Annotated in this window: 18 protein-coding genes; 13 read left to right on the top strand and 5 right to left on the bottom strand. The window is 69.8% G+C overall.

The window, feature by feature from the left end:
- The first annotated feature begins 79 nt into the window (after positions 1-79).
- The 3 genes from CAP_RS51255 to rpsI all read left to right on the top strand — a co-directional run bounded on the left by CAP_RS51255 (position 80) and on the right by rpsI (position 2174).
- A complete protein-coding gene (locus CAP_RS51255) occupies positions 80-985 on the top strand; it encodes a hypothetical protein (protein ID WP_231511827.1) in 906 nt (301 codons plus the stop codon).
- 295 nt (positions 986-1280) lie between these two features.
- Positions 1281-1745, top strand: a complete 465-nt coding sequence (gene rplM / locus CAP_RS32995; RefSeq protein ID WP_044248123.1) for a 50S ribosomal protein L13 — start codon at positions 1281-1283, stop codon at positions 1743-1745.
- Positions 1746-1781: 36 nt separating this feature from the next.
- Entirely contained in the window at positions 1782-2174 is a 393-nt protein-coding gene (gene rpsI, locus CAP_RS32990; protein ID WP_044248122.1) for a 30S ribosomal protein S9, read from the top strand.
- A gap of 230 nt (positions 2175-2404) precedes the next feature.
- Here the strand turns inward: rpsI and CAP_RS32985 are convergent, their stop codons facing one another.
- Positions 2405-3961, bottom strand: a complete 1557-nt coding sequence (locus CAP_RS32985; protein ID WP_231511826.1) for a M23 family metallopeptidase — start codon at positions 3959-3961, stop codon at positions 2405-2407.
- Here CAP_RS32985 and CAP_RS54290 point away from each other — a divergent pair.
- From CAP_RS54290 to CAP_RS46060, 5 genes are all read left to right on the top strand, one after another.
- On the top strand, positions 3951-4232 hold the full coding sequence (locus CAP_RS54290; protein WP_052376457.1) for a hypothetical protein: 282 nt from the start codon (positions 3951-3953) through the stop codon (positions 4230-4232). The genes CAP_RS32985 and CAP_RS54290 overlap by 11 nt on opposite strands.
- Before the next feature lie 310 nt (positions 4233-4542).
- The gene (locus CAP_RS32980) at positions 4543-5394 is read left to right on the top strand and encodes a tetratricopeptide repeat protein (RefSeq protein ID WP_044248120.1); all 852 of its coding nucleotides are present in this window, start codon (positions 4543-4545) and stop codon (positions 5392-5394) included.
- 2 nt (positions 5395-5396) lie between these two features.
- The gene (locus CAP_RS32975; RefSeq protein WP_044248118.1) at positions 5397-6593 is read left to right on the top strand and encodes a DUF2062 domain-containing protein; all 1197 of its coding nucleotides are present in this window, start codon (positions 5397-5399) and stop codon (positions 6591-6593) included.
- An 11-nt stretch (positions 6594-6604) separates the two neighbouring features.
- Positions 6605-8944 carry an excinuclease ABC subunit UvrC gene (gene uvrC / locus CAP_RS32970; RefSeq protein ID WP_044248116.1) on the top strand — a complete coding sequence of 780 codons (2340 nt, stop codon included), beginning with the start codon at positions 6605-6607 and terminating at the stop codon, positions 8942-8944.
- A gap of 79 nt (positions 8945-9023) precedes the next feature.
- Complete coding sequence (locus CAP_RS46060) at positions 9024-10409, top strand: serine/threonine-protein kinase (RefSeq protein ID WP_052376456.1); 1386 nt, start codon at positions 9024-9026, stop codon at positions 10407-10409.
- 121 nt (positions 10410-10530) lie between these two features.
- Here CAP_RS46060 and CAP_RS32960 read toward each other — a convergent pair whose 3' ends face one another.
- Positions 10531-11604, bottom strand: a complete 1074-nt coding sequence (locus CAP_RS32960; protein ID WP_044248115.1) for an alkaline phosphatase family protein — start codon at positions 11602-11604, stop codon at positions 10531-10533.
- 217 nt (positions 11605-11821) lie between these two features.
- Here CAP_RS32960 and CAP_RS32955 point away from each other — a divergent pair, with 217 nt between their 5' ends.
- The 4 genes from CAP_RS32955 (at position 11822) to CAP_RS32940 (ending at position 18751) form a co-directional block, all read left to right on the top strand.
- Positions 11822-13705 carry a VanW family protein gene (locus CAP_RS32955; protein WP_081865515.1) on the top strand — a complete coding sequence of 628 codons (1884 nt, stop codon included), beginning with the start codon at positions 11822-11824 and terminating at the stop codon, positions 13703-13705.
- A gap of 75 nt (positions 13706-13780) precedes the next feature.
- Positions 13781-15025, top strand: coding sequence for a bifunctional phosphopantothenoylcysteine decarboxylase/phosphopantothenate--cysteine ligase CoaBC (gene coaBC / locus CAP_RS32950; protein WP_231511825.1), 1245 nt, complete (start codon positions 13781-13783; stop codon positions 15023-15025).
- Entirely contained in the window at positions 15022-15864 is an 843-nt protein-coding gene (locus CAP_RS32945; protein WP_044248161.1) for a CPBP family intramembrane glutamic endopeptidase, read from the top strand. Before coaBC ends, CAP_RS32945 begins: the two co-directional genes overlap by 4 nt.
- Positions 15865-16108: 244 nt before the next feature.
- Positions 16109-18751 carry a PEP/pyruvate-binding domain-containing protein gene (locus CAP_RS32940; protein WP_081865520.1) on the top strand — a complete coding sequence of 881 codons (2643 nt, stop codon included), beginning with the start codon at positions 16109-16111 and terminating at the stop codon, positions 18749-18751.
- A gap of 131 nt (positions 18752-18882) precedes the next feature.
- Here the strand turns inward: CAP_RS32940 and CAP_RS32935 are convergent, their stop codons facing one another.
- Entirely contained in the window at positions 18883-19629 is a 747-nt protein-coding gene (locus tag CAP_RS32935; RefSeq protein ID WP_044248110.1) for a YebC/PmpR family DNA-binding transcriptional regulator, read from the bottom strand.
- A gap of 153 nt (positions 19630-19782) precedes the next feature.
- On the opposite strand from CAP_RS32935, the gene CAP_RS32930 reads away from it, so the two are divergent.
- Positions 19783-21510 (top strand): cation:proton antiporter domain-containing protein, encoded by a 1728-nt coding sequence (locus CAP_RS32930; protein ID WP_052376454.1) that lies wholly within the window; start codon positions 19783-19785, stop codon positions 21508-21510.
- A gap of 23 nt (positions 21511-21533) precedes the next feature.
- Here the strand turns inward: CAP_RS32930 and CAP_RS32925 are convergent, their stop codons facing one another.
- Positions 21534-22757 (bottom strand): type II toxin-antitoxin system HipA family toxin, encoded by a 1224-nt coding sequence (locus CAP_RS32925; protein WP_044248108.1) that lies wholly within the window; start codon positions 22755-22757, stop codon positions 21534-21536.
- A complete protein-coding gene (locus CAP_RS32920; protein ID WP_044248106.1) occupies positions 22757-24370 on the bottom strand; it encodes a DUF262 domain-containing protein in 1614 nt (537 codons plus the stop codon). The genes CAP_RS32925 and CAP_RS32920 overlap by 1 nt, the downstream gene beginning before the upstream one ends.
- Positions 24371-24613: the final 243 nt, after the last annotated feature.

The following is a 24613-nucleotide window of genomic DNA, read 5'->3' as shown; positions in this document are numbered from 1 at the left end:
TTGCCGGTCCGCTCGTAGTTCGTTGTCACCCTGACGTGACCGGCCTACCGTCGTGATTATGCGCTTCGCCCTCGCAGGGATGGTTCTGGCTTCGGCCATGGGCCTGGCGGTGAGTTGCACGCTGAACACCCAGGGGACGGCGAATCCGTTCACCCCGGGGACCGGCGGGTCGGGGGGGAGCGGCGGGGCCGGGGGGGGTGGTGACGAGATCTGCGGCCCGGAAAAATTGTGCGAAGGCGGCACGGAGTGCGCGCCGCGCGTTTGCGACAACGGTCTGTGTCGCACGACGTTCGCGGAGGAGGGGGAGCTGATCGACGAGCAGACCTCGGGCGACTGCAAGGTCGTCGTGTGTGGCAGCTCGGGCACGCCCGTTACCCAGACGAACGACGAAGACGAACCGGAGAACAACAACGAGTGCATGGAAGTCCATTGCGAGAACGGCACGCTGGTTTATGAGCCCGTGCCGAACGGCACATCCTGCGGAGCGGTGGGCGCGGGCCTCTACTGCGACGAGGGTCAGTGCATCGGCTGCGAAAACCCTGGCCAGTGCGAACCTGACGCTTGCGAGACGGCGACCTGTGAGAACTCGGTCTGCAACTACATGGATCGGCCTGCGAATTATCCGCTGGAAGACGTGAGCAGCGCCGACTGCATCAAGGTGGTTTGCAACGGGACGGGTCAGTCGGTGGTGGTCGCGGACCTGGACGACGTACCGAACGACAACGATCCATGCACGAACGATAGCTGCACGGGGATGATGGTCTCTCATGCGCCCGTGATGGATGGGATGTCGTGCACCAGCGGGCCGGGCGTCTGTTGCGGTGGGATGTGTGAAACCGGGAACTCTTGCGGCCAGGGGGGCGCTGGCGGTGACGGTGGCGCGGGTGGGGCCGGCGGTGCGGGCGGCAGCGGTGGCGCGGGAGGCGCTGGCGGGGCTGGTGGAGCCGGTGGCGCCGGCGGCTCGGGGGGGGGCGGCGGTAACTGAGAGAAGGGTGCGCCGGGATGGAGCAGGCGGCAGGAGCGGTCTTCAGGCGCCTGAACGCACATTCCTGCTGCGCCGGGAGGCCGTCGAGGCTATGAGCCACGGACGGTTTGCCCGCGAGGGAGGCCGCAGGATCCAGGTCGAGTGACTCGTCCCTGTACAAAGGCGAGGTCTTGACATGCCGGAACCTGGCTTGTACATGTGGCGCCCCCTTTTGGCCGGAGCTTTCTGGTCACTCATGGGGCCCCCGCGCGGAGCGCCGCGCCTTTTGCCCCCAGATGTCTGGAGTTGTCGCGCGATGAATCTCGAGCCCAAGACCTACTCCGCCAAGCCTGCTGAAGCGCGCGCGGCGCGCCGGTGGTGGGTGATCGACGCCGAGGGCAAGCCCCTCGGGCGTCTCGCCACCCGGATCGCCATGGTGCTTCGTGGCAAGGACAAGCCGACGTTCACGCCCCACGTGGACACCGGCGACTTCGTCATTGTCGTCAACGCCCAGAAGACCATGCTGACCGGCCGCAAGATGCAGCAGAAGCAGTACGTGCGGCACAGCGGTGAGCCGGGTGGGTTCCGCTCCGTTCCGGCCGAGCTGGTTCTTGAGCGCCAGCCCGAGATCCCGATCACCAAGGCGGTGAAGGGCATGCTCCCCAAGAACACCCTCGGGCGGGAGCTCCTCACCAAGCTGAAGGTCTACCCGGGCCCCGATCACCCCCACGCCGCGCAGCAGCCGCAGCCTTTGCCCTGGCCCGACCAGAGCTCCAAGTAACCGAACTTCCAGCCCCTACCTCGCCGAGCAAAAGCCATGGCTGACACGAAAACGTACGCTACCGGGAAGCGCAAGACCGCCGTTGCGCGAGTCTTTCTGGTCCCGGGCACGGGCAAGATCTCCGTCAACGCCCGCACCGCAGAAGACTACTTCGTCCGTGAGACCAACCGCATGGTCATGCGGCAGTCGCTGGAGCTCCTCGAGCTCAACGACCAGTACGACGTGCAAGCCACCGTCGCTGGTGGTGGCCACAGCGCCCAGGCCGAGGCGATGCGTCACGGCATCGCGCGGGCCCTGATCACGCTCGATCCGGAGCGTCGCTCCTCCCTCAAGCGCGCCGGGTTCCTGACCCGCGACGCCCGCAAGAAGGAGCGCAAGAAGTACGGTCAGCCCGGCGCCCGCAAGCGCTTCCAGTACTCGAAGCGCTGATCGTTTCGCCCATCTGTCGCGCATCGTAGCCGACTGCACACCTGCAGCCGGCTACGGTCGTTTTGTGCACATCAGCATGGCGCGAGGGCTGGTCGGAAGTGCTCGCCGCGTGTCGCTGGTGTGCGCACGTCGCTCGGGGCGACGCCGCGGGCTCCTGGTCGGGCGACGCCGCGGCTCTCTTTGCTCGGGGTGACGTCGCGGTTCCCTGGTCGGGGCGACGCCGCGGCTCCCTACTTGGGCGGGTTCTTCAGGTCGGCTCCCTTGATCATCTCGCCGCCTTCCTCGTCCGTCGCGTCCTCGGCGGGATCGTTGGCGGCAGGATCTGAACCTTCCTGCTTGGGGGCCGCGTTCGGGGCCGAGGTCGGGATGTTCTCGGGCGGTGGATCGGCCGCCGGATCCGCGGAAGGGGAGGGAGTTCCCGCCGCCGCTTCCTTCGCAGGCTCGGGGGGAGGGGGTTCGGCCGGGGGCTCGGGGAGTGGAATGGCGTCGAGCCGCTTGTCGAGGGCCTCCTTGTTGGCCAGGAAGGCCGCGCGGTCGACGCCGGCGATGGGTTGCTCGCCATCCATGTCGAGCGTCATCGCATCGAAGAACTTCCCGTCACGCTTGGCGGTGAAGTGCAGGTGCGGACCCGTGGAGCGCCCGGTGGTGCCGACGTACCCGACGAGCTGCCGGGTGCCCACGCGATCGCCGACCTTCATCCCGGAGACGAAGCGCGACATGTGCGCGTAGCCGGTGGTGACACCGTTGGGGTGCTTGACGGTGACCAGGTTGCCGCTCGGACCTGCGGGTCCGATGTGCTCCACGACGCCACGGTAGGCTGCGTAGATGGGGGTCCCGGAAGGCGCGCCGAAGTCCGTGCCCGTGTGGGGCATGGGCCTCTTCAGGATGGGGTGGAGGCGCTTCGGGTTGAAGTGAGAGGTGACCGGCGCGCCCGGGACCGGGATGCGCCACCCGCCCGAGTGGGGTTGCTTGGCGCGGTCGTCGAAGTAGCCCTTCGCCTCCTGGCCCGTGAACCAGTAGGCGCGCATCGGCTTCTCTTCGGGGTCGACGGGGCGGTACTCGACGGCGATGACCTTCTTGTATTTCGAGAACAGGCCGAGCGCCGTCTCCTCGGTGAGGATGAGGCGCACCGTGCCTCCCTCCTTGAAGTTCTCGGTGGACGTGCGGCCGTTGAAGGCGTCGTCGATGATGTCGAGGACCCCGTCTTCCAGGCCACCCGCGCGGTAGGAGGCGGTGAGGTCCTTGCCGACGTAGAAGGCCGCGACGACCTCCTCTTCGGCGATCTTCATGTCGAGCTTCGCGCCGGTGAGCACGCCGCTCGCGTCTTCGCGGGCCTGGTACACCTCGCTCGGGGCGACCTCGTACTCGAAGGCGCGGATGCGGCGCGTGGCCCTGTCCATGGCGACGGTGAAGCGGTCCTTGCGGCCGCTCTTGTCGAACTTGCGCACGCCCTCGAAGGCCTTGAGGATCCGGTAGACCTGCGCCTTCGGCACGTCCTTGTCCGCCAGCGCGGTGACGAAGGAGCGGCGGTCCATGACGTCGCTCACGGTGAGCACCGCAGCGTCCTTGGCGAGCTCGCTGACGCGCCAGGGGCCTGCGACCGGGGTGCGCTGCTTCTTCGGCGTGGGTGCCGGCCCGGTGGAGGTGGTCTTGCTGGGGAGCGAGAGGCCCTTCAAGTGGTCGGCGACCATGGCGCGCTCGTCGCGCACGGGGACCACCTGGATCAGCAGCGCGACGACCGAGGTCACGGTCGCCAGGCCGAAGAGCCCGCCGAAGATGGCGGTCATCCGCGGCGAGAGGTGCATCGCCGCCGGAGGGCGGGTCAGCGGGGAGATGCGGTTCGGCTCCGGCGAGGCGTCGGGGCCGAGTCCTGGCCCCGAGAGGCCCCCGGACGAGGCGCGGGGTGGGGGGGCATGCCCGGGCTGGCCGGCGAGGCTGCCCGAAGGCGTGCGGGGGGTCGGTGTGAACGCCGAGGGACCCGCGCCGTCCAGCAACCTGCCCGTGAGCGAGGGGCGCGAGACAGGTGCTGAAGGGGCTCCCTCCACGCGGCGGTTCTGAGGGGTTGGCGTCTGTTGCCGCCCGAGTGTGCGCGGCGCAAGGTCGTCGTCCGTGCCTTCATCGACCCGCGCTGCGCCTTCGGGCTCAGCGTCGGCGGCCCCGGAGACCGCGCGTGAAAGCGGGGTTACTGCGTTCCGCACCCGGACGTGGGTAGCAAGGCGAAGGCCGGGCTGCAACCGCGGAGCCTCGGGATCGCCATGTCCCACGAGGGCCTCCCGGCGGCGTGCAAGCGCGCTGCGCCAGGCGCTCTGGCCAGCATGGCGAGGAAACCAGGGTGGTCTTGCGGCCCGCTCGCGTAAGCTACGGCGCCATGGATGACCGGCTCAAGCAGCTTCTGATCCTGGGGCGGGAGCACTACGAGCGGCGTGAGTACACCCTCGCCGAGCCCGCATTGCGGCAGGTCCTGGAGCAGAACGACCGGTACGCGGACGTGTACAACATGCTCGCGGTGATCCTGCATGATCGGGGCGACTTCCTGGGCGCGGAAGGCTACTTCGAGCGCGCCGTGGAGCTGAACCCCAACTACACGGAAGCGCTGCTGAACCTGGCGGTCACCTACAACGACATCGGCAAGTACGACGCGGCGCGCCTGGTCTATGCGCGCATCCGCAGCACCGACGGTCAGCCGGGGGTGCTCGACCCGTATGCGCGCGGGAAGATCGCCAACATGCATGCGGACGTCGCGCAGGCCTACCTGGATGCCGGGTGCCGGGCCGAGGCGGTCGCCGAGCTCAAGCGCGCCGTGGCGCTGTGCCCGAGCTTCGCCGACCTGCACGTGCGCCTCGGCAACCTCTACCGGGACACCGGCAACCTGGCCCTGGCGCGCGAGAGCTACGAGGCAGCGCGCAACGCGAACCCGAAGTACGCGCCGGCCAGGGTGCTGCTCGGGGTGACGCTGCTCTCGCTGGGTCAGCCGGATCAGGCCATCGGCGAGTGGCGAGAGGCGCTGGCCATCGACCCGGAGAACAAGAGCGCGAAGCTCTACCTGCGCATGGTCGAGGAGCAGCGCAATGCGAGGGCGCGCGCCGCATCGGTGCCGCCGCCGAAGCAGACTCCCGACGCGCTGGAGGCCGCGCGCGCCTCCGACATCGACTTCTCCGACGCGGTGGCCCAGGCGGCGCCCCTCGGCATCTCGAAGAAGGCGGGGGAGGGTGGCGGCTGAGCGTGGCCCGGTTCTCCCTGCTCCGTGAAGAGGCGCGGAGGGCTTGGCGCGAGCTGCGGGGCAGCGATCTCTCGCCAGCGCGCGGCGCGGCGGCGGTCGCGATCGGCCTGTTCATCGGGTCGCAGCCCATCTTCGGCTGCCACACGCCGCTCGTGCTGCTCTTCTGCTTCTGGTTCCGGCTCGATGCCGCCATCGCGTGGGTCGCCGCGAACATCTCGAACCCCTTCTTCGCTCCGGCCCTGCTGACGGCGGAGGTGCAGGTGGGCGCGCTGCTGAAGCGCGGCGAGGTGCTGCGGCTGGACCAGGAGGTCACCCACGCCGACGCCTGGGCGCGGTTCGCGGGCTACATGTTCCTCGGCGCGCCCGTGGTCGGGATCGCGCTCGCCGCGGGGGGCGCCCTCCTCACCTGGGGCGTGGTCTCCTTGCGCCGCCGCTTCGTCGCGGGCAGCGGTCTCGGGCCGGGGCCTTACCGGCTGCCGCCGGACACCCCTCCCTGGATCCAGGCCGTCGAGCGGGTCGCCTCCCGCTACTGCCCCGAGCGAGGGTACACGGCGACGCAGCGCGCGCGGTTCCACTACACCCGCATCAAGCTGATCAGCGATCCCGTGGCGCGCCTCGTCGCCGACATCGCCGGAGAGCAGCCCGGGGCCCTGGGAGAGGTGCTCGACATCGGTACCGGCGCCGGCCAGCTCCCGTTGCTCCTCCTGGATCTCGGGCGCGCGACGCGGGTGCGCGGCACCGACTGGGACGAGGCGAAGATCGCGGACGCCCGCCGGGCTGCGGCGGGACTTCCTGCGGAGATGTGGCGCGCCGATGCCCGAGAAGCCGAGCTGGGAGAGGCGGATACCGTTCTCCTCATCGACCTGCTCCACTACTTCCGTCTGCCCGAGCAGGACGCGATCCTGCGACGCGCTGCGGCAGCGGTTCGCCCGGGTGGGCGCCTCGTCATCCGGGAGGCAGACCCCAGCCGCCGGCTGCGCAGCGTCATGACCCTGCTGGAGGAGCGGGTCTTCACGGCGATCCGCTGGAACCGAGGGGAGCGCGTCCGCTTCCGACATCCACAGGAATTCGTGGCCCTCCTCGAGGCGCTCGGGTTCCGGTGCGACGTCCGATCCGCGTGGGGGAAGACGCCGTTCTCCAACGTTCTCATCCTCGCGGAGCGCCCGCCAGAGGAGGTGGGCGCGCACCATCCGTGCTAGACCGACATGCCGTGTCGACCGAGGGCACCAAGCAGGAACGGACCGAAGGCACTGACCGCGAAGCGCTGATCGAGGCGAAGCTCGGCTCGCTCCCGGTCAAGCCCGGCTGTTACCTGTTCATCGACAAGACAGGCGCCGTCATCTACGTCGGCAAGGCCAAGAGCCTCCGCTCGCGCGTGCGCAGCTACTTCCAGGAGGGGGGGAGCGACAACCGCTACTTCATCCCCATCCTGCGCCGCATCGTCGCCGACCTGGAGACGGTGGTCACCGCCACCGAGAAGGAGGCGGCGGTCCTCGAAAACCAGCTCATCAAGCAGCACCAGCCGCGGTTCAACGTCAAGCTGCGGGATGACAAGGACTTCCTCTGGCTCCGCATCGATCCGCGCAAGGAGTGGCCGATGCTGGAGGCCGTGCGCCGCCCCCTCCCCGACAAGGCGGACAAGGCGCGCTACTTCGGCCCCTACCACTCGGCCTCCAGCGCCCGGCGCACGCAGCACCTCGTCAACAAGCATTTCCAGCTCCGCACCTGCTCCGACGCAGAGATGGTGGCGCGCCGCAGGCCCTGCCTCCAGTACCAGATCAAGCGCTGCCTGGCCCCGTGCGTGTACGAGGTGGACAGGCCGATCTACGCGGAGATGGTGCGGTCGGTGTCGATGTTCCTGGAGGGCCGCCACGACGAGCTCACCGGGATGCTCACCCAGCGCATGAAGGACGCCTCGCGCGACCTCAACTTCGAGCTGGCCGCCATCTACCGGGACCAGCTCCGCGCGGTGGAGGCCGTGCGCGAGGAGCAGCGGGTGGTGACCTCCCGCGACGTGGATCAGGACGTGGTCGGGCTGTACCGTGAAGGCTCGCTCGTGGAGGTCGAGCTGCTCCTCGTGCGGCGTGGTCGCCTCACCGATACCCTCTCCTTCTCGCTGCGCAACATGGAGCTGCCCGACGAGGAGGTCCTCGCGGGTTTCCTCAACGAGTACCACGGCGCGGCGCCGGACCTCCCCGACGAGATCGTCCTGCCCGCCTTGCCCGAGGGGGCCGACGGCATCGCGGAGCTGCTCACGGAGCAGCGCGGGCGCAAGGTGGTGCTGCTCGCGCCGCAGCGTGGCCCGCGTGTGGACCTGGTGAAGATGGCCATGGAGAACGCCGCCCACGCTTTCCGCGAGAAGCAGCGCAGCTCCGACGATCTGGAGTCGCGGCTCGAAGAGCTGCGCGAGCGGCTGCGCCTCCCCACGCTGCCCCGGCGGATCGAGTGCTGTGACATCTCGCACCTGGGCGGTGGTGACACGGTGGGCTCCATCGTGGCGCTCACCGATGGTCAGCCGGACAAGAAGCGCTACCGCTCCTTCCGGGTGAAGAGCACCGCCGATGGCGACGACTACGGCGCGATGTACGAGGTCCTGGCCCGGCGGTTCCGTCGCGGCAAGGCAGCCCGCGATCGCGCGAATGCGCCTTTGACAGAGCGCACGGACAGCACGGTCGGCGAGAGCGCCGAAGGGGAAGGCGTCGCCCCGGCCGTGGTCTCGGTCGAGGAGATGCCCGTGGAAGAGCTGCTGGCGGAGGATCTCGAGACGGAGGAAGGGGCCGACGGGGAGAGCGGTGAAGAGGAACCGGAGGAGGAGGATACCGACAGCGCAGCTACCTCCGGAGTGACCGCTGGTACGGCAGCGATGCGCCTCGCCGAGGGCGCACCTTCCGAGCCGTCTGCCACGGCAGCGCCACCGAGCCTCTTGGCTGTGCCCGCGGGTGATGCGGCTCCCGTGGTGAGGCGGTTGCCGCTGGTCGACGCTGCGCTGCTGGCCGAGGCCTCCGCGCAGGCCGATGCGCCAGGTGCCGCACCTCCTTCCACGCCCGCGCCTGCGGCCGGCTCGGAGTGGGACCTGCCCGATCTGCTGGTCGTCGACGGTGGCCGAGGGCAGCTCCAGGTGGCGCTCTCGGCCGCCCACGACCTCGGCCTCCACGGCCTGCCCATCGTGGGCCTCGCCAAGGAGCGGGAGACCGTGACGGGCGAGAAGATGGTCGATCGCGTCTACTTGCCCGGCCAGAAGAACGGCATCCCGCTGCGGTCGACCAGCTCCGCGCTCTTCTTCCTCGCCCGCGCCCGCGACGAGGCGCACCGCTTCGCCAACCACGCGCGCAAGCGCCTGGGCAAGGCCCGCAGGCTCCGCTCCGAGCTGGAGGACATCCCTGGCATCGGCGCCGCGACGCGCAAGGCGCTGCTGCGCGAGCTCGGCTCCATGGAGGCCCTCCGCAAGGCCACGGACGCGCAGATCCTTGCCGTTTCCGGGGTCTCGCGGCGCCACCTCACCGCCCTGCGCAAGGTGATCCCCGTACCCACGTCGGGTGCCACCTCGTGAAGCGTCAGCGCGCGAGGACGGGCGCCTCTGCCTTCACGGTTGAGTCTCGTTGCCTTCTCTGCAAGCCTGGGGCCGGGGTATGAGCGGCCTCGGAAACGTCGGAGCTGGCCACACGCTCGGCCGGTATCAGCTCCTCGTCCCCATCGCCCTCGGCGGCATGGCGACGGTGTGGGCCGCGCGCACGACGGGCTCCTTCCGCAAGATCGTCGCCGTGAAGCTGATGCGCAACGAGCTCAGCGACGACGACGACTTCGAGCAGATGTTCCTCGACGAGGCGTCGCTCATCTCCCAGATCCGCCACCCCAACGTGGTCGAGATCCTCGACCTCGGCGAGGAAGACCGTGCCCTCTACCAGGTCATGGAGTGGGTCGATGGCGAGCCGCTCAACGTCGTGCTCCGCGAAGCCCGGAACCAGGGCGGCATCCCGCTCCCCATCCTTCTGCGCGTGATCAAGCAGGTCTGCGCCGGCCTCCACGCCGCGCACGAGCTGCGCAGCCCCGATGGCACGCTCGCGGGCCTCGTGCACCGCGACGTCTCTCCTCAGAACATCCTCATCGGCTACGACGGCATGGTGAAGGTCGTGGACTTCGGCGTCGCCAAGGCCGCGCTGAACAAGCAGACCACCCGCATCGGTTCGCTGAAGGGCCGCGCCCCCTACATGGCGCCCGAGCAGCTCCGCGGCGACCCCATCGACCGCCGCACCGACATCTTCGCGCTCGGCATCATTCTGTACCAGGTGCTCACCGGCAAGCACCCCTTCCAGGGCGACACCGACTTCGAGATCATGCGCCGCATCACCTCGGGCGGGCCTCCCACGCCGCCGCGCAGCATCGTGCCCACCATGTCGCCCGACATCGAGGCCGTCGTCCTCCGCGCCCTCGCGCCCGCGCCCGACGATCGGTTCTCCACCATGCTGGAGGTGCTCCGCGCCCTGGAGCGGGTGACCCCGCCCGACGCGCAGATCGGCGCCGAGGACGTGGCCGCGTACATGCGCCGCCTGGTGGGCCCGCGCGGGGAGCAGCGCCGCGCCGCGATCCGCGAAGCCGAGCAGCTCGCTCAGGGAGACCAGGCCCCCACGTCCCGCCTGCCGTCCCTCTCCGCCAACCGCCCCACGCAGAACCCTCTCCCGGTCGCACCTTCCGGGGCCTCTTCGCCCGAGCTGGCGGCCATCGTTCAGGCCGCGGCCGCCGCTGCCGAGGGGCGGTCCGTCTCCCTGTCCCAGCCCAAGCTGTCCCAGCCCAACCGCTATCCGTCTGCGCCTCCTGCGGTGCCCGTCCACCGCCCCGCCTCTGCCCCCCCACCCGCATCCATGGGGAGGTTCCCCGACTTCCGCCGCGCGCCCTGGGCCATCCGCGCCCGTCAGGCGAACCGCGCGCAGCTCGTCCTGTTCGGCGGCATCGCCCTCGTCCTGATCCTGGTGGTCATCGCCCTCCTCGCCATGACCAACACGAACCCCGGCGGTTGACGCCCCGCGTGCCGGTACCTCTATCCGCGTTCGCGTCTGCGTCTGCGTCCGTCTCTGCGTACCTGTCCGCCTCCGCCTCCGCCCCTCCTCTTCCCTGACCGGTCACGCGCCGCGGCGCCCCTCACGCACCGTCGGGCAGCAGCTCCAGCATCACCTCGCCGCACCCCGCGCACTGCCGCGCCGGCAACCCGAGCAAGCTCCGCACGGTGGGCGCCACGTCGCGCAGGTGACGCTGCATCTGCGTCCCGATCACCCCGTGCGCTGGCAGTCCTCCACCGCGCGCCATGAACCACACCCCTGCCGACGCGGGCCCACCGTGATCGTCGAACTCCTTGTCGCGCCCGTGGTCGGTGGTCACGAAGACCATCGTCTTCTCCCCGTACTCCCCCATCTCCGCGAGGTGCTGCACCACCTCCCCGATGAACCTGTCGGCGAACCGCAGCGCGTCGAGGTACCCCCGGTAATCCCCACGGTGCGCCCACTCGTCGGTGTCCCCGAGACCCACCCAGAGGAACCGCGGCTGGTGCTTCACGAGGTGGCCGATGGCCGCCGCCGCCGTCGCGTGATCCGGCCGGTAACGCTCCACGCCGGGGAAGGGCGGTGTGGCATCGTCCGCCGGTCGCCCCGCGCTCACGAACACCCCGGCGGGCGCCGCTCCCGGCGACGTTGCGGGCAGCGCTGCCGGCAGGGACAGCTTCTCCCACGACGTGAACACGGCCACGTCCTCGCGCCTCGTCACCGACGGCAGCCCTCCCACGTCGTCGGTGAGCGACTGCGAGAGCCGCGGCGTGCACCCGTTGTCCTTGCAGTCGCTCGCGGACCCCGTCAGCAGCTCCAGGTACGCCGGCATGCTGATGAACCGCGGCCCCGACGCCGAGATTCCCCCGGCGCGCGACGGATCGCCGAGCACCGTCCCACCCTCGAAGAACAGCCCGCGCATCGACGGGAGCAGGTCCTCCGCCTTCTGCACCGAGGCTTCCGGCAGCCGCGCCCGCTTCGCCAGCTTCGGGTCCACGCCCCGGAAGATCTCCTGCCAGCGCACCCCGTCCAGCGTGATCAGCACGACGCTCGGCGCGTCGGCGCGCAGGGGGGTCGACGCGGGTCTTCGGCCCAGATCCTCGCTCGGCCTGGCGGGCGCGCGGCTGGACACGAACCCGACCGTCGAGACGATCACCACCCCCGCCATCACACCCATCAAGCCCTTCATGCGCGGCCCCCGTGCGTGCGCCGCCCATCAGCGCCACGGAGGACACCTCGATACATTTCTGATGCCGCGCGGCTCACGTGTGCACGCTTTGCTCCCTGGATCCGCCCGTGGTTGGGTCGAGCACCAACCACCCCCTCACGTGGACGCAGCATGTTTCCGCCGTTCGCTTGACGGCTCCGCCCGGGCTTCTCAAGATGGCGCCCCCATGGAGCCCCGACCGAAGCGCCGCCGCACGCCCGAGCTGAGGCGCTTCGTGGCGCTCGCCGCGGTCTACATCGCGAGCGGGATCGCGATCACCTACCTGCTCCTCCCGCCTCCTCCGGAGAAGCCGCCCGCCCTGCCCGAGCTGCGCATCGGCGGCGTCGCCGTCCCCACCACGGGAGACGTGCTCGCCAACGCCATCGATCTGGTGCGCCGCTACGCCAACGGTACGATCCAGCTCAAGCTGCCCGACGGCACGACCCGTGCGCTCAAGCGCAACGACCTGGGCGTCGAGATCAACCGGGTGCGCATCGCGGACCTGGTGCAGGAGGCCCAGCGTCCTGGCAGCCAGCTCCTTGTCGCCCACCACGCCAAGCACGGCGACGCCCCCCTGGATCTGCCGGTCTCGCTCGCCATCAACCGCCAGGCCGTCCTCGCGCTCCTCCTCGATCTCAAGGACGAGCTCGACGTCCCGGCGACCGACGCCTACGTCGACCTCCAGGACAGGACGCTCAAGCCCGAGAAGGTCGGCTACCGGCTCGACGTCTACAGCACCCTGGCCCGCGTCGAGATCGCGCTGCGCCTCGGCAAGGACGCGGTCGAGGTCGCCGCCGAGACCATCCAGCCCAAGCTCGTCTCGTCCAGGCTCGGCAACGTCAAGTTCGATCACGTCCTCGGTTACTTCGAGACCCGCTACACCCAGGGCGAGCGCACCGCGGCCCGCACCTACAACCTCCGCCTCGCCGCCTCGAAGCTCGACGGCGTGGTGGTGCTGCCCGGAGAGATCTTCGACTTCAACGAGGTCGTCGGCCCCCGCGACGAGGCGCACGGCTACCGCGTCGCCACCGTCATCGCCCAGGGAGAGCTCGTCGACGGCCTCGGCGGCGGCACCTGCCAGATCTCCGGCACCCTCCACGGCGCCGCCTTCTTCGCCGGCCTGGAGATCGTGGAGCGCTACCCGCACTCGCGGCCGAGCTACTACATCAAGCTCGGCCTCGACGCGACGGTCGTCTACCCGACCATCAACTACCGCTTCCGCAACAACTTCGACTTCCCCATCGTCCTGCACGAGACCGTCGCGGGGGGCGTCGTGCGCGCCGAGATCCTCGGCCCGAACCGCGACCTCACCGTCAGCTACTTCCGCCGCATCGACGAGGTGCTGCCCTTCGACGAGATCGAGCGCCCCACCCCCAAGCTCCCCGAGGGCACGCGGATCATCGGCCAGCGCGGCATCCCCGGCTTCAAGACCACGAGCTCCCGGGTGGTGCGCGACGGCGCCTACGCCCAGCGCGAGAAGTGGACCGACAGCTACCCGCCCACCACCCAGATCGTGCACGTCGGCGCTGGCCCCAAGGACCTCGAAGCCAAGGCTGTCGACGACAACCACCCCGAGTACACCGTCGACGAGTACCTGGTCATCACCCAGGGCCCCGACATCCGCAGCTCGGGCGCGACGGCCCCCGAGCCCGGCGGCGGCACCACCGAGAGCCGCGAGCCAGGCCGCACCGGCGCGAAGGGTTACACCGACGCCCTGGTCCGGTTCCGCGGCCGCGAAGGGGAAGGTGAGGACGGCCCTCTCCTCATCCTCACCACCCGCGCCTCCGCCGCGGCCGACAGCGAAGAGCAGCGCGATCACGCGAAGGGTGAACCGTCGGACAAGGATGACGCCGACGCCGACCATGCCGGCTCGGATCGCGCGAAGTCAGGCCGCGCGAAGTCCGACAAGGACAAGGAAGAGCGCGCCAAGGAGGGCCGCGGCAAGGGCGGCAAAGGCGACGCGGACAAGAAGGAAGGCAAGGGGAGCAAGGGGAGCAAGGGCAAGGACAAGAAGGAGGGCAAGGACGGCAAGGACTCGAAGAAGCGCAAGAAGGACGAGAAGCCGTCCTGATCGGCGCGCTTCATCCCCTTCGCCCCCCTCGCGCCTTCTCTCGCGCCCCGATCCATGCGAGCTTCCGCGCCTTCCATGCCCACCGTCGCGCTGGCCGTCTCCGGGAGCATCGCCGCCTACAAGGCCGTCGAGGTCGCGAGATTGCTCATCAAGGCGCGCGCCAGGGTCATCCCCGTGATGACCCGCAGCGCCCAGCAGTTCATCGGCCCCCTCACCCTGAGCGGCATCTGCGGTGAGCCCGTGCGCGAGACCATGTGGGACCCGGGCTTCCCCGGCGAGCTGCACGTCGCGCTCGCCGCCGAGGCCGACGTGATCCTGCTCGTCCCCGCCACCGCCGACCTCCTCGCGCGCCTCGCCCAAGGCCGCGCCGACGATCTCGTCACGGCCCTCTCCCTCTGCGCGCGCGGCCCGGTCCTCGCTGCCCCCGCCATGCACCCGCGCATGTGGTCCCACCCCGCGACCCTCCGCAACGTGGCCCAGCTCCAGCAGGACGGCCGCATCGAGCTCGTCGGCCCTGTCGAGGGCGAGGTCGCCTCCGGCGATCGCGGCTTCGGCCGCATGGCCGACCCCGAGGTCATCGTCGCCGCTGCCCTCGCCCGCGCTCTCCCCCGGGACCTCGCCGGTCTTCGCCTGGTCATCACCGCCGGCCCCACCGTCGAGGACCTCGACCCGGTGCGCTTCCTCGGCAACCGCTCCACCGGCAAGATGGGCTTCGCCATCGCCGAGCGCGCCGCAGCGCGTGGCGCCGACGTGCTGCTCCTCGCGGGCCCCGTCGCCCTGCCGACACCCTTGGGGGTGCGCCGCGAGGACGTGCGCAGCGCCCTCGCCATGCGCGACGCTCTCTGGGAGGCGCTCGGCTCCGACCTCTCCGCCGCCGACGCCCTCATCATGTCCGCCGCCGTCGCCGACTACCGCCCCGCCGAGGAGCGCCCCTCCAAGATGAAGCGCTCGCGCGACGCGATGACCCTGGATCTCGTCCCGAACCCTGACCTCCTCGCCGAGATCGGCGCTGCCCGTGCCGATCGCGCCGCCCAGGCCGCGACCCCGGAGCGCCGCCCGGTGCTCATCGGCTTCGCCGTGGAGACCGACACCGACGAGCGCGTCATCGCCGCCGCCCGCGGCAAGCTGGACACGAAGCAGGTGGACATGGTCGTGGCCAACCACGCGCGCGACGCCTTCGGGCGCGACGACAACCGCGCCTTCCTGGTCACCCGCGACGCCGCCGACGCCCTCGGCGTCCTCCCCAAGCCCCAGCTCGCCGACCGCATCCTCGACCGCGTGGTATCCCTGTGCCGCCCCGAGGCGCCGCGCACCCCATGACTGCGGATCTCACCCACCGCGACGCGAGCCCCGACGACGCGAGCCCCGACGACGCGAGCCCCGACGACGCGAGCCCTGACGACGCGAGCCCCGACGATCCGGCCGAGCCGCGCACCACTGTCGACGGCCGCCTCACCGACCCCCGCAAACCCCCGCGCGCATCGCGCCAGCAGGCCCTCCTCCTCGCCGCGCTCGCCACCGTCATCACCGCCCTCGGTGTCGGCTGGGCCTTCTCGCCCTCCCGCGCTGGCGCCACGGACATGCTCTCCTCCCTCGCCACGGTCTACGTCCCTGGCGCGGCCCTCACCATCCTCTGGCTCCGCCGCCGCGGCGAGCTGCGCGCCCAGCTCTTCCCCCGCGCTGGCGACCTCGCCTTCGGCGCCCTGGCCGCGGCGCTCCTCTACGGCGTCACCATGGGCGCGAGCCTGCTCCTCTCGCCCCATGGCTCGCCGCGCGAAGCCTGGATCCTCCGCCTCTACCTGCACCTCGGCGGCCCCGACGTCGTGAACCGCATGATCCTCGGCGGCGCCGTCTTCGGCATCGCCGCTCTCGAGGAGATCGTCTGGCGCGGCCTTGCGATGCGCGCCCTCATGGATCCGCTCGGCCCCGTCTCGGCCCTGCTCCTCTCCACCCTCCTCTACGGCCTCGCGCACCTCCCCACCCTCATCCTTCTCGGTGATCCCGCGGCCGGCCCGAACCCTCTGCTCGTCATCGCCGCCCTCGGCTGCGGCCTCGTGTGGGGACGCCTGGTCCTCCTCAAGGGACGGCTCGCTCCCGCAGTCTTCGCCCACGCCTTCTTCTCCTGGGCCGTGGCGAGCTTCCCCCTCTGGCGCCCTTAAGTACTGCGTACCCTGGTGCAGGGACCTTCGGTCCCTACGCTCCCGATGGTCGCTACCCCCGTGGCTTCGCGCGAACGCCGAGCCGAGGACTCGGGACGAACTTGGGAACGGAGTACCAGGTACTGCGTCACTGCAGCGCGGCCTCCGTCGTCAACGGACCTCACCGCACCGAGGATCGCGACGCGAGCGTGGAACCAGGCACCGGCGCTGCATCCAGCGTCAACCCGTGGTGAAGTGCGCCCCCATGAGCGCACCATCGTCATCTCCCCAGGAGCCCACGGGACCCAAAGCTACGCGCACCCACGCGCATTCGCTCGTCGCCTCGATGTACGTCCTCGGCCGCGAGGACCTCGCCCTCGCTGGCGGCAAAGGCGCAAACCTCGGCGCCCTGATCCGCGCCGGCTTCCCGGTGCCGGACGGCGTCGTCGTGACCACCGAGGCCTACGACCGCTTCGTCGCCCACGCCGGCCTCGGCCCCCTCCTCGCCGCCGCTGCGCGCGAGGGCGTGGCGCACGGCGAAGCACTGCGCCGCGCCTTCGAGGCCGCCACCATCCCCGACGACATCGCGCGCGCCATCACCGTCGCCGCTCAGGATCTCGGCCGAGGTCCCCTCGCGGTCCGCTCCAGCGCCACTGCCGAGGACCTCCCCGAGGCCGCCTTCGCTGGCCAGCAGGACACCTTCCTCAATGTCATCGGCGTCCCCGCGCTCCTCGCCGCCGTGCGCCGCTGCTGGGCCTCGCTCTGGACCGACCGCGCCATCCTCTACCGCGAACGTCAGGGCCTCGACCACGCTGCCATCAAGATCGCCGTCGTCCTCCAGCGCATGCTCGACGCCGACGTCGCCGGCGTGCTCTTCACCGCGAACCCCCTCACCGGCGCGGAGGACGAGACGGTCATCGACGCCAGCCCCGGCCTCGGCGAAGCCGTCGTCTCCGGGCTCGTCACCCCCGACCACTTCGTCCTCCGCAAGCGTCTCGTCGGCTACCGCATCGTCACCCGCCGCTTCGGCCGCCGCGAGCTCCTCGTGCGCTCCCAGGCCGGGGGCGGCATCGAGCACCTCGTCTCCGATGCCCTCCCCGGGAGCACCCACATCCCCGCGCTCCCCGACCACGCCCTCCGCACCCTCGCCCGGCTCGGCGCCAGGATTGCCCGACACTTCGGCGCCCCCCAGGACATCGAGTGGGCGTTCGTGGGCAGCACCCCCTGGATCCTCCAGGCCCGCCCCATCACCGCCCTCCCGCAACCAAAGCCCCGCGCCCCCATCCCCAAGGAGAACCCCGTCGCGCAGTTCGCCGACATGCTCTCGGTCCGGCCCTATCCCATGGACCTGACCACCTGGGGCCCCGGCATCTACGACCGCGCCGTCGTCCCTTCCTTCAGCCACCTCGGCATCACCACCCCCGGCTTCGAGGAGATGTTCACGGTGGAGGACAGCGTCATCGTGCGCATGGAGAGCGGCCTCAAGCTCCGCCCCACCCCGAGGCTCCTCCTCGGACCGGCCCGCTTCCTCTGGCTCTGCGCCCGCCACGACCCCCGCGCCTGGCGCTCGCTCCCCGACATCGACGAAGCCCGCGCCCGCGCCCGCGCCCTCGAAGCCCGCGACCTCGCCTCGCTCTCCTGGGACGAGCTCCTCGCCACCGTGCACGAGGCCCTCGCCCTGCCCCGAGCGCTCCTCGGCGAAGCGCGCACCCGCTTCTACCCGAGGGCGATGCTCTCCCTCGGCCTCCTCAAGACCTCACTCTGGATGTTCGAGCATGAGGACCGCCTCGACCTGCTCCTCAGCGGCCTCGACACCCGCACCCTGGAGGCGAACCGCGCCCTCGCCGCACTCGCCGCCAAGGTGCGCTCGACCCCCAGCCTCGCCGCCACCTTCGCGCAGCAGGACCCTGCCGACCCGCAGCACGACCCTGCCGCCCTCCACGCCGCCCTCTCGGCCCAGCCCGAGGGCCGCGCCCTCCTCGCCGACCTCCGCGCCTTCCTCGACCACTACGGCCACCGCGAAGCCGTCATGTTCACCCTCGTCGAGCCCACCTGGAAGGACGCGCCCGAGGTCGTGCTCGGCATGCTCAGGTCCCTCTCCGCCGTGGAGCCCCCTGAGCACCGCCCCGGACCCACCGTGCCCTCCTGGGAAGCCGCGCGCGATGACCTGCTCACCCACCCTGTCCTCCGGCCCGCGCCCCTGCGCGCCGCCTTCCTCCAGATCCTCGACGAGGCCCGCACCCTCCCCGAGATCCGCGAGGACACCCACTTCTACGGCACCCTCCCCATGCCCATCCTCCGGCGCACGCTCCTCGAACTGGGGCGCCGCCTCCAGGCCGCCCAGGTGCTCGACGCCCCCGAGGACATCTTCCACCTCCGCCTGGAGGAGGTGGAGCGCGTCGGCGGCGTCCTCCCGCCCCCTGCCGACCTCACCGCCGACCTGCGCGCTCGCGTCGCCCGCCGGCGCGCCCTGCGTGACGCCCTGACCGACACCCCTGTCGTCGACCCTGCCCTCTACCGCCACAGCGCCCACGTCCCGAGCGATGTCCTTGTCAGCGGCACCCCTGGCAGCCCCGGCATCGCCGACGGCCCCGCCTGCGTCGTCCGCAGCGTCCAGGAGTTCGGCAAGCTCCGCCCTGGCGACGTGCTCGTCGCCCCCTTCACCAACCCCGCCTGGACCCCGCTCTTCCAGCGCGCCGCCGCGGTCGTCGTCGATACCGGCGCCCAGAGCTCCCACGCCGCCATCGTCGCGCGCGAGTACGGCATCCCTGCTGTCATGGGCACCGGCGACGGCACCCGCCGCCTCAAGGAAGGCGTCCGGATCCGCGTCGACGGCCTGCGCGGCCTCGTCCTCCCCGCCCCACCTGCGGACGAACCTGCGCACCACTCCCGGCGCCCCATCCTCTGAGCCGCGGAGAGGCGCGCGCTCAGGGCGCCTCTCCCCAATCCCCCTGAGAGGCGCGCGTCAGCCTGTCGTTGGCGCGGGCGCGGGCGCGGGCGCTCGGGAGATCTTCGCCAGCCCGTCGCCGGCGCCAGCGCTCAGGAGATCTTCGCCAGCTCGTCGTCGGCGATGTCGAAGTCCGCGTAGACGTTCTGCACGTCGTCGTGGTCGTCGAGCGCGTCGAACAGGTTCAGGCAGACCTCGGCGTCGCGCTCCGAGACCGCCTTCTTCGTCTTGGGGATGTAGCCGGGCCCGTAGGACTTCACGGGGATCTTCGCCTCTTCGAGCGCCTTCGCCACCCCGTCGAGCGCGTCGGTGCCGCTCAGCACCTGCCACTCCTCGCCCTGATCGGAGTAGTCGTCGGCGCCCATGCCGACGGCGACCTCCATGAGCTGGTCCTCGTTCGCCGACTCCTTCGCCAGGGTGATCACCCCCTTGCGATCGAAGGCCCACTGCGCCGAGCCACCCGCGCCGAGCTGCCCGTTGTTCTTCTCGAAGATCTTGCGGATCTCGGCGACCGTGCGGTTCCGGTTGTCGGTCATCGCCTCGATCAGGAACATCGTCCCGGCGGGCCCGGTGCCCTCGTAGAGAATCTCCTCGTAGTTCGCCCCCTCGATCTCGCCGGTGCCGCGCTGGATGGCGCGCTTGATCGTGTCCGCGGGCATCGCCTGCCCCTTGGCGTCGTTGACGGCCTTGCGGAGGCGGGGGTTGCCGTTCGGATCACCGCCACCCATGCGGGACGCGACGGTGATCTCCTTGATGAGCTTCGTGAAGAGCTTGCCTCGCTTCGCGTCGAGGGCGCCCTTCTTCCGCTTGATCGTGGCCCATTTGGAGTGGCCGCTCATGCTCGATGCTCCGTGCTGAAGGGCCGCCCGGGAGGGCGCGCCACGTCGGAAAGTGGGGGCGCAAGCTAGCGGGAGGGCCTTGTAGAGGCAACCGGAACCTGCCTTCCGGCCCTAAGGCTCGCCCGGTCGTGCTCCAGGCGCTACCTTCGGTCGATGCACCACGACGTCATCCTCTTTCTGCTCTCGCTGGCGGTGCTCCTCGGAGCGGCGCGGCTCCTCGGTGAGCTGGCGGGCAAGCTCGGATTCCCGGCGGTGGTCGGGGAAATCATCGCAGGTATCGTCGTCGGGAAGACCGTGTTCGGCAGGATCGCGCCGGGGGCATCGGCGTGGCTCTTCCCGCCAGCGCCCGGCGTCGCCACCTGGATCCAGTCCTACACCACGGTCGCCGTGGTCCTCCTCCTCGTGGTCGCGGGCCTGGAGATCGACCTCACCGTGGTGCGCAGGAGCAGCCGGGTCGTCTTCCTGACCAGCATCCTCGGCATCATCGTCCCCTTCGCCCTCGGCTTCGGCCTGGGCCAGGTGCTGCCCGACCAGGCCCTCGCGGATCCCAACCAGCGCGGCCTCCACGCGGCCTTCCTGGGCATTGCCCTCTCCATCTCCGCGCTGCCGGTCATCGCCCGCACCCTGCTGGATCTCGGCCTGATGAAGACCGAGTTCGGCCTGCTCGTGCTCTCCTCGGCGGTCGTCGACGACCTCATCGGCTGGGTCGGCTTCAGCGCCCTGTCGGCGAGCTTCGCCGCGCCTGGCTCCGCCTCCGTGGGCAGCGTCGCGAAGTCGCTCGGAATGACCCTCGGCTTCGTCCTCGTCACCCTGGCCGTGGTCCGGCCCCTCGCCGACCGCGCCCTGGCCTGGATGGAGAAGCGCCAGGAGGCCAACACCGGCCGCGTCCTGTCGATGATCATGGTCCTCGCCCTCCTCGGCGCCGCTGGCTCCGAGGCGCTCGGCATGCACGCCGTCTTCGGCGGCTTCGTGATGGGCATCGCCGTCGGCGACTCCCCCCGCCTGCGCGAGCACACCCGCAAGATCCTCCACGACTTCGTGACCAGCGTCTTCACCCCGGTCTTCTTCGCGACCATGGCCCTGCGCGTCGACTTCGTCGCCAGCTTCGACGCCAAGCTCACCCTGGTCATCATCCTCATCGCCTGCATCGCCAAGATCCTGGGCTGCGCGGCGGGCGCCCGGATGGGCCGCGTCGCGTGGCGTCAGTCCTTCGCCATCGGCTTCGGCATGAACTCCCGCGGCGCCATGGAGATCCTCCTCGCCGTGACGGCCCTGCAGGCGGGGATCATCAACCAGCAGGTCTTCGTGGCCCTGGTCATCATGGCCCTGTTCACCTCCATCCTCTCCGGCCCGGCCATGTCGCGCCTGCTCCGCCCGTCGCTGAACCCCATCGTGTCCCTCCTGCAGGAGGGCGCGATCCAGCTCGATGTTCCCGCCACCACCCGCGAGCAGATCATCGCCTCCCTCTGCGGGAGCCTCGCCGAGCGGACGGGTCACCCCGGCGACTCCGGGCGCTTCACCGCGGCCGTCATGAAGCGCGAAATCCTCGCGGGCACCGGCGTCGGCGAAGGCGTGGCCCTGCCTCACGCGGAGGTCGAGGGCCTCACCAAGCCCATGCTCGCCTTCGGCAGGGCCCTGCGCGAGGTGGACTTCGACGCGCCCGACGGCCAGGGCGCCCGCCTCGTGTTCCTGGTCCTGACGCCTCCGCGCGACTTCGACGCCGAGCTGAAGCTGATGTCCGAGATCGCGCGCCTCCTCACCCAGACCGAGGTCCGGGAGGGCCTTCTCGCCGCCATGAGCGAGCGCAACGTCATCTCCGTGCTCACCGCCGCCCCGCCCGAGCCCCCCCCCGCCGCCATCCCCGCCAACCAGGAAGCCTGAGGACAGAGACGCCGCGACCCTCCCTACCTGCTGCGCACCAGGGGGAGGGTGGCCAGATGGGCCTCCAGCTTCGTCCGGTACGTCTCCCCGACATCCATCCGGCATTGCTGCCAGACATCCAGGCAGCGCGATACGAACTCCCTCGACGTCGCCACGAGTGGGATGTCGAGGCCCCGTTCCTGGAAGTAGCCCTCGATGCGTGCGAGGTGGTCCCAGCCAATCCTTTGTGGGTCCTGCTCCTTGGCGAGGGGGAATGCGAGCTTGTCCGCGGGCAGGTAGCACCGCACGAACACCAGATCGTAGGTTGGGGAGAGGCGCGCGGTGCGCCGATCGGGATATACGAGCGCCCAGTTCTTCAGGTGAGCATCGCCGTTGCCTGAGAGAATGGTGAAGACCACGCGACGCATGAACTCGATCATGTCGTCACGCCCGCACAGAGCACCCACGAGGCGTCCGAGGCCCTCGTAGCTGGCCCTGCGGTATTTGTGGCTCGGCAGCACTCCCCGGACCTGGGCGAAATCCTCCTGATGCACGCGGGACCCATCGGGCGAACGGTCATACCGTTCGATGGCGAATACGTTCTCCCCGAGTTCGAGAAAGCGTGAATCCAGGTTTCTGATCGACGCTGCAGGTACCAGCTCGTGGTGCGGAACGTTGAGTCCACCCAGGGAGGCCCATCGCATCGTCCAGAACTCGTTCTCGGGCAGCAGGGGATACTGCGTCGAGCCGAACTTCAGGATCCACCTCCCTCCCCGGCCGCTGAAGGGTAGGGCAAAGCGATTCCCTTCCTCGCGTACCGCGGAGAACTTGAGCTGCACGCCCGCCAGGGAAAAGCGCAGCGTATCGGAGGGCGGTTCCTCGCTGTCAGCGCTGGGTTCATCGAACACCGAACCGCGTGTGTCACTCGCTGCCGTTTCCGGGGAGGACGCGCGCATCATGACTGCACCGGGTAGATCCTCTCCCAGCATCGCGAGGACCGCCAGGTCGTCGCTCCCCGTGCTCTGTGCTGCCACGATGTCCCGGAGCGCGCCTTCGGGCAGAAGGTTGGCGAAGAAGTGGGGGAGCTGGCCGGGATGCGCTGCCTGCCGGAACATGCGGTGGTGGCGCCGGTCCTCGAACTGCTGTCCGAGCACATCGCGCCCCTCGTCACGCAGGTATTCCTCGTCCAGGATGAACGCCACGATCGACGATCCCTCCTCGCGAACGAGCCTCCCCACATGGCTTCCGTGCAACATCACTTCAAGCATCAGGCGCTCTCGTCCTCGAAGTAGGCATCGATGGGCGCTCGGTCCTTGTCTGGAGCGTGCAACGCCGTTCGTTCCCGGAGGAAGGTACGCAGGTGTCTCGCCAGCGCTTCCGAGCGCCGCTCGATGAACTCGGCGATGTTCCCTTCCAGCAAGGCCTGAAAAGCAATCATGTCGATCCCGTGTGTCTTCAGAAGCTCGGGACTAGGGGGCTCGGCCTTCAGCGCATCGGGAGACACGCTCGGGTGCAGGAGCAGCAGCGCGCTCGTCCGTCCCTCCGTACTGAGCGGTTCGACGAGCTGGCAGGGAGAAAGCCCTTTGGAACCAACCAGCGCGGCGATCGATACCTGCTGACCGCGGTCCTCACCGGTGAGCAACCTGGGACCCAGGCTGTACATGGCGAGCAGCTCCGTGTTGGCCCGCGCGGTGCTGCGGCGGTAAGGCTTGAGCAGCTCCGTTGCCAGGTCCTTCTCGGCCACCGCTGGTAGCAACGACAGAAGCCTCTGGACGGAGCGGTGCTCGTCGTCGTCGATCGCGCGCCACCGTCTTCGATCCACCGTGTAGTTGGTGCGATGGTCCTCGTTCAGCGTTCCTCTCCAGAACCAGCGCGAAAGAAGATCTCGATTGCGGGGGTGAGGCCTGGGGTGGCGTGAAAAGAACCGTGCGAGTGTGAAGAGAGCACCGGAATACGGCAGCAACTCCACGTGAGGAACACCAGCATCCTCGGCAAGAAACTCGATGGTCAGCCCGAGGCTCGAAGAGACTCGCTCGAACAACGCCGAGATCTCTTCAGGAGCACCAGGGGCCTGCTCATGGAGAGACTTCCCAGGATCGCCACCCAGGACTGCCAAGGCGCTTCGCTCCACGTCGACCTTCTCGATCAAGCCGAATCCGAGCTGCGCGAGATCCTTCCTGACGCGATCGATGGGCCCTTTCTCGCCGCCCACACCGGTATGCAGCGCTTCGAAGACCTCGTGACTTTCAAGCGCCCTTCCGCGGCGGTTGGTACGCTCGAAGATCCGTTTCAGTACGCTGTCATCGTGACCATCGTAGGGCACGACGTAGGCCGGAATGATGTACTCGCGAATCCGCTGAGCGATATCGTCTGCCCTGTCGGACAGCGCATCGGGTACTCCCGCGTCGCGCAACCATCGGTTCAAGCTGGAAGAGCTGGCGAGGACATGCGTTGGAAGCCAGTGCGGAGGAGGTGCGCGACGTCGCACGCCGAGCACGAACTTGTTCTGCTCCAGATCGAAGAAGATGGGTCTGTAGGTGCCCAGGTGCTCTTCAAGCAGTGACATGGCCAGCGCACTGAGACGTTGCTGACCATCCACGACCCAGAGCGCATCGTTCGTCGCGGGAACCTGAAACGTCGCGCTTCCGAGCATGACACTATCCGCCGGGGCTTCCCCGCGCGCGAGCAGCAGCGTTCCCACGGGGTAGCCGAGCTGCAAGCTGTCGAGGAGCTGCCGACGATCCTCGTCATCCCACCGGAACCCACGCTGGAACCTCGGAATCCGGAAGCGTCCCTTGCGGATTCCATCGAGAAGGGAGGTCACGCTGAACGTCTTCGTCTCAAGCTCTGCTGGATTCGAGGACGGGAGCGCTCCAGGCATGGCCTCACTATATCGTTCGCCCTGAAGCTTTCCTCATGGCCACGGGTAAGTGGTCACGGCGATGAGCCTGAGGTGTCTCGACAACAGGTGAAGCCTGTCCGCTGGAAAGGTCCGAGGTGTCTCAGGGACCCTGGGACGTGGTCACGGGGAGGGGTTCGAGGGTTCCGCAGCTCTGCTCCTCGAGGAGGACCGGAGTTCCCTCCTCGCGGCGACAACAAAGTTCCACTTGGCGCGACGCCATCC

Source organism: Chondromyces apiculatus DSM 436, assembly GCF_000601485.1.
In the GTDB taxonomy this organism is placed as follows: Bacteria; Myxococcota_A; Polyangia; order Polyangiales; family Polyangiaceae; genus Chondromyces; species Chondromyces apiculatus.
The sequence above is the reverse complement of the archived record's forward strand: the minus strand, read 5'-3'. Positions and strand labels throughout refer to the sequence as shown.